The organism is Chlamydiota bacterium (assembly GCA_012729785.1).
In the GTDB taxonomy this organism is placed as follows: Bacteria; Auribacterota; Tritonobacteria; order UBA1439; family UBA1439; genus UBA1439.
Genome location: JAAYCL010000017.1, coordinates 21908 through 29074, shown reverse-complemented (window position 1 = coordinate 29074; position 7167 = coordinate 21908). Strand labels below are relative to the sequence as shown.

Annotated in this window: 4 protein-coding genes and 1 pseudogene; 4 read left to right on the top strand and 1 reads right to left on the bottom strand. The window is 64.6% G+C overall.

Going from position 1 to position 7167, the window contains the following annotated elements; genetic code table 11:
• Positions 1-972 precede the first annotated feature (972 nt).
• From GXY35_03940 to GXY35_03925, 4 genes and pseudogenes are all read left to right on the top strand, one after another.
• A pseudogene (locus GXY35_03940) lies at positions 973-1329 on the top strand (type VI secretion system tip protein VgrG).
• A gap of 693 nt (positions 1330-2022) precedes the next feature.
• The gene (locus tag GXY35_03935) at positions 2023-2838 is read left to right on the top strand and encodes a HAMP domain-containing histidine kinase (protein ID NLW93736.1); all 816 of its coding nucleotides are present in this window, start codon (positions 2023-2025) and stop codon (positions 2836-2838) included.
• A 399-nt stretch (positions 2839-3237) separates the two neighbouring features.
• Positions 3238-3435 (top strand): hypothetical protein, encoded by a 198-nt coding sequence (locus GXY35_03930; protein ID NLW93735.1) that lies wholly within the window; start codon positions 3238-3240, stop codon positions 3433-3435.
• 18 nt (positions 3436-3453) lie between these two features.
• Positions 3454-5631: a cation:dicarboxylase symporter family transporter gene (locus GXY35_03925; GenBank protein ID NLW93734.1), complete on the top strand. Its 2178-nt coding sequence runs from the start codon at positions 3454-3456 to the stop codon at positions 5629-5631.
• A gap of 518 nt (positions 5632-6149) precedes the next feature.
• Here the strand turns inward: GXY35_03925 and uvsE are convergent.
• Complete coding sequence (gene uvsE, locus GXY35_03920) at positions 6150-7031, bottom strand: UV DNA damage repair endonuclease UvsE (protein ID NLW93733.1); 882 nt, start codon at positions 7029-7031, stop codon at positions 6150-6152.
• Between the last annotated feature and the right edge of the window lie 136 nt (positions 7032-7167).

The following is a 7167-nucleotide window of genomic DNA, read 5'->3' as shown; positions in this document are numbered from 1 at the left end:
ACCTATGATTCAGAAAATCAAAGAGTGAGAATAGATTCGGGCGGTCCGTTTCTCAATTCGATTCTGTGGTATAGCATGGCGCAATTCGACACGGCGGAAGTCAAATATGATCTACTGAAGGTTGTAACTTATATCGGCAACGGTTGGAGCGGCGTTATCCATGGCAGCTCGATGGATAATGAAGTGATGAATTTTAAAGCGGTATATCCGTTGACATACGGCGATAATAACCTGCATATGTGCATTGCCCCGAATTTTCTTTTGTTGGACGCCCCTACGCCTGGTTTCGAAACGATAAAAGAAACAATGATGCGGTGGTGGAATCATGGCGAAATAGAAGGGGGATGGAAAGCAACGGGAGAAATGTACGTGGAGGGAGATTACAAGGGGAGCGAATCAGGCGACCAGATTGCAGCGGGTTATATAGGAGTTGGGGCAAGAGATTCCGCGTTCTATATAGATAATCTTCAGATACGGCCATATGTAAAACCAGAACCGGTTGCGACCGTAGGAGATGAGGAAGGACAGCCGACGCCGACACCGACACCGACGGCGACCGCCACATCGGTGCCTGGTATCGGGAATATAGACCCTAATCATAAATACGCGTGGAGTGAGCACGCCGGTTGGTGCAACATGAGGCCGTCGGACGGCGGCGCGACGGTTACGGATACGGGGGTATACGGATACGTCTGGCAGGAGAACACGGGATGGATCCAGCTGGCGTCGAGCGAGACTCCTCCGTACGCGAACACGGACGAGACGGACTGGGGGGTGAACAACGACGGTTCGGGGAACTTGTCCGGGTACGGATGGTGCGAGCTGGCGGGATGGGTGAATTTCCATTCGACGGACAGCCGTGTGGTGGTGGATGGGGAAGGGAACTTCTCGGGCTACGCATGGGCGGAGGGAGTGGGGTGGATACACTTCGCGAACGAGAATCCGGTGGCGTATGAGGTAAAGACGGAGTGGACGCCGGAACCGACGCCTACGGAGACGCCGACTGAGACGCCGACTGAGACGCCGACCGAGATCCCGACGCCGGTGCCAACGATCACGCCTACGGAGACGCCGGTTCCCACGGAGACGCCGACCGAAACCCCGACGCCGGTGCCGACGGAGACGCCTACGGAGATCCCGACGGCCACGCCGACGGAGACACCCGCGCCGACGGCGACGGAAACGCCGGTCCCCACTGCGACCGAGACGGCGACCCCGACGGGAACGCCGACCCAGACTGAGACGCCGACGGAGACGCCGACACCAACGGCGACGGAGACGGCTACGCCCGAGCCGACGGCTACTCCGACGATCACGCCCACCCCGACAGCGGAGAGTCGGCCGCTGGAGACGGGGACCGTTTTCGGGATGAGGATCGAAGAGCCGAGATCCGCCGTGGGGAACGGATTCGTATATTATCTCGGAACGGCGACGAATCCGTCAGGGGAGATCATGGGATCGGTCAACGACGGCGACAACGAATTCGTGGCGGGAGGGGAATATCCGTCAACCGCCGCGGCACTGTTCATCGAGCCGGCGGAGGCGGCAATCACGATCGAGGCTGGGGATTATCTCGTTATCACGAACGTAGCAGGGGAGGAGATGAAGGTATACCTCCCGGCGCTCGACACGATGGAGGCCGTGACGCTCTATATCGGGAAGAACGGTGCGACGTATTACGACAGCGCATTGACGAGCGCGGCATGTGCCGCACCGGAAGAACTCCTACGGGTGAGCTTCGGATCGTCGGGTGCGAGGCTGGCCGACGGATATTATCGCGATAACGGTGGAGGGATGCTTGGCCATTGGGGGCCGATAGGGGCACAGGAGTTCGGCTGGTGAGCGGGACGAGGACTGATGGGAAGACGCATGCATAGTGTCGATCGTGAAGCGCACAGCATGATGCGATAAGAAGAGGTGCGGCAAAGGAACGAACCGCCCGTCGTACATCGCATGGATCATGGGCATGATGGGGCGCCGAAGGGGTGCGCGGCGCTCCATCGCCATAAAAGGAAAGAACGGATGTATCCAGTAGAGAGGAGTCGGATCGCGCGGATCGAGCGTTTGGCGTGCATAGGGGAGACGACGTCGGAGATCATGCACGAGCTCAATAACCAGCTCACGGTCCTGCTGGGGTATGCGACCATGCTCAAGAAGGCGCAAGCGGAATCGTGGAAATACGCGGATGAAATGCTGATGTCCTGCGAACGATGCTGCGGCATGGCGAAGGGGGTCCTTGAATTCGCACGCAGCCGGAGGATGGAACGGCAGAGGACGGACCTGCGGAGGGTGATTACCAAACCGGTGGAGATCAAAACCCGTCTCTTCGAATCCGCCGCGATCAAGGTGCGGTTAACGTTCCCGCCGGAGTGCATGGAGGCGCTGGTCGACGAGTTCCAGGTGCAGCAGGTGGTATTCAACATCCTGCACAATGCCTTCTACGAGCTGCTGAAGGTGAAAAAGCGGGTGCTGGAGGTGCACGGGAGGAGGGAGGGGGGCAAGGCGGTGATCGAGTTCCGCGACAGCGGGCGCGGCATCCGTGATGAACACGTGAAAAGGATATTCGAGCCGTTCTTTACGACGAAACCCACGGGGGAGGGGACAGGGCTGGGGTTAAGCATCTCGCGGAGGATCATCGAGGAGCACGGCGGCAGCCTTCGCGTGGGGTCCTCAAACGGCCGCGGGGCAACTATTACCCTCGATCTGCCCCTCGTCGAGGACCCGCGCCTCCCCCTTTCCACAGGCGTGCTCAATGAGGCGTACGGCAGATTCCCCGCGCAGAAAGTCGCCGTGAAAGACGGGAAGCGAGATGGTCCGGGAATGGGAGGTGACGGATAAAGAGTCGAGACGGATATCCGATGCGGAGCTCCCTGAGTTGACGAAGATGCTGATCGCCGAGGATGCGCTGCAACGCGCAGTGATCAGGGATTTGAGTGGTCAGGTGCGCGCTCTCGCGCGTCATCCTGGAAGAATGCGCGGGAAGATGCAATCACTGCGAGGAGAACCCCGGGGGCGGCTGGAACGGGACGGAGATGCTCGCTCGGAGACAATCTTGCTACTCCGATCTCCCAGTGCAAGTACTAACATACAAACAACTTGTTGCCTTGCAGAAAGTTGTGTGTATGTTCTAATACGCTGCCCCTCAATAGGTTGCCAAAAGCGTCCCCGATACTCCCTACTGGACAACGTCATACCCCTGTAGTACAGTTTTGCATCCGATCCAAGGGGAGGGGCCCTATGAAGATGCGCACAATGCTAGTTCTCATCCTGCTCATCCTGTTCCTCTGGGTTTTCCACCAGAGCGGGACGCTCGAACGCATCGAAACGAGAACGCCCTCGGACGTGCCGGGCGCGCCGGACCGGGTGCAGGTGGAGCATCGCCTGAACTGGGGCAAATTCAACGCCTACGTGCGCGGCTTCATCCCGCGGCGTTGAGACGCCGGAGGGGGGAGGATGCGGAGGAAGAACCGGATATTCGTCGGGCTCGGCGCGGGGGTCTTCTGCGGCCTCTTCTTCGGCGATCTGTGCCGGGTCCTCGAACCGCTGTCGGACGCATTCATCAAGCTGATGCAGATGGCGGTGATCCCGTACGTCATGGTCTCGATCGTCGCGGGCATCGGGGGGCTCGACGGGGGGGAGGCGCGCACGGTCGCCCGCAAAGGCGGGCTCCTGATGCTCTGCCTCTGGCTTGCGGGGATCCTGATCTTCTTCTCGATGCAGTACGCGTTCCCGCCGCGCCCGACCGGCGCCTTCTACAGCGCGGGTGAGGTCGAGAAGCCCGCATCGGCGGGCATCCTCGACACCTTCATTCCCGCCAATCCGTTCAAGTCGCTCGCGGAGGGCGTCCTCCCCGCGATCGTCCTCTTCTCCATCTTCCTCGGCGCGGCCCTCATCGGCGCGCGCGGCAAGGAGTCGCTCATCGGGATCCTCCGCGTCGTCTCCGAGACGCTCTCGCGCGTGATGGATTTCGTGATGGAGACGGTGCCGTACGGCATATTCGTCGTCTCCGCGCACGCGGCGGGGACCCTCTCCCCCGACGCGCTCTTCCAGCTCCAGTTCTTCTGCGAGTCGTACATCGTGTTGAGCGTCGTCCTCGCCGTCGTCGTCCTGCCGCTCTTCGTCTCCGCCTGCACCGGCTTCCGCCTCCGGGAGGTGCTCTCGGCCTCGAGCGGCGCCGTGGTGCTCGCCTTCTCCGCGCAGAACTCCTTTATCGCGCTCCCGCTCATCGAACGCGGCGTGCGGGAGCTGTTCGCCGGGCGCGGGGACGGCGGCGGAAAGACGGGCGCCTACGCGGAGGTGCTGCTCCCGATCGCCTACAACTTCCCGCGGTGGGGGGACTTCGCCCCGTACCTGTTCATCCTCTTCACCGGGTGGCTGTACGAGACGCCGCTCGATCCGCTCCGGCAGCTCCAGTGCGCCGCGGCGGGCCTCCTCAGCTTCTTCGGTTCCGGCAAGGCGGCGGTGCCGTTCCTGCTGGACCTGATGCGCCTCCCGGAGGATGCGTTCCAGCTCTACATCGCCTCGTCGCCGATCAACAGCTACTTCGGGGCGGGGCTCTCGTCGATGTTTCTCTTCGCCTTCACGGCCTCCTGCGCCGCGCTCATCGCCGGCCGCGTCCGCCTCCGGGGGTGGAGGATCGCGCGCGCGGCGGCGGTCGTCGTCATCGCGATGGCCGCCTGCGTCGGGGGGGTGCGGGCGGCGTTCACCGCGATGCTGACCGGGCCGTACCGCGGGCAGGAGAAACTCTCGGGGATGGAGATGCCCCCGTTCCCCGCCGGCGGGGGAGGGGAGCCGACCGTCACGGTTTACCGCACGATCGGGGAGTACCGCGCCGTCCGTTCGCACCACGACGATGACGACGACGTGCTCGACCGGATACGGGACCGGCGCGCCCTCCGCGTCGGCTACAACGAGGACGCCCTCCCGTTCACCTTCTTCAACGCCAGGGGCGACCTTGTCGGCTACGACGTCCAGTCGGCGCGCGAGCTCGCGGCGCTCCTCGGCGTGCCCCGCGTCGAGTTCATTCCCATCACCTTCGATGCGCTCCACACGGCCCTCGACGACGGAAGCGTCGACATCGTGATGGCCGGGGTCGTGATCACCGCCGAGCGGCTCGCCAAAATGAAGTTCAGCGCGTCGTACATGACCTCCCACCTGGCGTTCGTGACGGAGGACCACCGGCGGGAGGAGTTCTCGGATCTCGACGCGGTCGCGCGACGCGACGGCCTCCGCATCGCCGTGTTGCGCGGGAGCGCCTACGAGGAGATCATGCCGCAGATCCTCCCGCGCGCCCGCATGATCCGGCTGGATTCGGAGAAGGATTTCTTCAACGGGGAGAACGCGGAGGCGTTCCTCACGACCGCGGAGGAGGGGGCGCCGTGGACGCTCCTGTACCCGGCGTACTGCGTCGCCTTGCTGGGGCCGAGGGCGGGGATGAAGTTCCTGCACGCCTACCCGGTCGCCAAGCGCAGCGACGATTCGTTCCTGCGGTTCGTCGAGGGGATGCTGGATATGCAGCGGGCGCACGGCGAGCTGGAGCGGAAGTACGACTACTGGGTCCTCGGACAGAATCCGTTCAAGGAGCGCCGCCGCTGGTCGATGATCCGCGACCTCCTCCACTGGGTGCCCTGAGCGGCCGACCGCTATTCCACGCGCGAAACGATCTCCAGGATCGTCCCCTCGAGATCGCAGAGGTACACCTCGCCCTCCGCGTCCCCGCCGAACGAGGTGACCGGGGTGATCGCGGCGCACGCCGCCCCAACGAGAGCCCGGCGGCGCGGTCGGCGAAGCCCGGCACCCGCCCCCCCTGCGCGGCGAAGACTCCTTAGCCTCGCCGTGCGGAAATCCGCGAACAGGCAGGCACCCTCCAAAAGCGGGATGGAGCCGCTTCGGTACACGCAGCCGCCGGTGACAGAACGATTTTCTCCCGCCGGCGGTACGCGTACACCGGGAAGAGCGCCGTTTCGGCGGGCGCGCGCGCGGAACTGTCGCGGGGACGCCCCCCGTATACAGCGCGATGCCGCCCGCGGCGAACGCCGCGTCGGAGACGCCGGGGGGATCGGCCCCGTCGAGGCGCGCCTCGAGCGCGCCGTCGGAGGCACAACGCTCCGCGAACTAGTCGTCACGGACGGCCCGGCGCGTCGCGGGGGTCAGCGGGGCGCGGAGACGATGCGGAGGGCGCGCAGGGCGCTCCGCTCCTTGTCCTTGATCTCGAGCATCAGGTCGAGGTCGAGCGGCCGGGCGTCGTCGAGGAAGCGTTTGAAGGCGGCGGGCGGGAGGCTCGCGGCGTGCGTCCCGGGGCGCTTTCCGGGCGCCTGGGCGCTGAAATCGACGATCGGCGGGCCGTCGCGCCTCCCCCACGTTTTCGCGGCGAGGCGGAGCGCCTCCGCGACCGTCTCCCCCCGGTTGAGGATCTGGTGGTGGAACACGTCGCAGACGACCGGGACGCCGGTGTGCCGGTGGATCGCGAGGCAGTCGGCGAGCGGCCAGCATCGCTCGTCGTTCTCGATGACGAGCCGCCGTCGGACCGCCGGCGGGAGCTCCCGGTACCTCGAGACGAAGCATCGCATCGCGGCCTCGCGGTCGCCGTACACCCCGCCGACATGGATCTGCAGCTTCGCCGACGCGCCGAGTTCCATCGCGTCGAGCAGCTCCGCGTGGTAGCGAAGCTCCCGGACGCTCCGCAGGAAGATGCCGCGGTCCGGGGAGTTGATGAGCGTGAACTGGTCCGGGTGCATCGAGACGCGCATCCGTTTCCGCCGGATGCGTGCGCCGATGCCGGCGAGGTCGCGTTTGAACCTGCGCCTCCAGTCGAAGCGGCAGACCGGGTGCGAGGCGAACGGGACGAGGTCCGAGGTGATGCGGAAGAAGAGGATCCCGCGGGCGGCGTTCCAGTCGAGCGTGTCGCGAAGGCAGTCGAGGTTCCCGGCGAGCTTCTCCTGCAAGAGCGCGGCGGAGTAGGAGCGCAGGCGGAAGGTGCGGGCGCTCGTGCAGCCGATGCCGAGATTGACGCAGGGGTAGCCGATCCTCATGCCCGCCTCGATGCGCCGCCCCTCGTCGCGAAGAGGCGGGTTCCGTGTGCCGGTACACGACCGGCGCCGCCTGCGCGTGGATGAACGCGTGCGCACCTATCAACGGATGGAGTATACTCCGCCTTCGGGGGCGGGG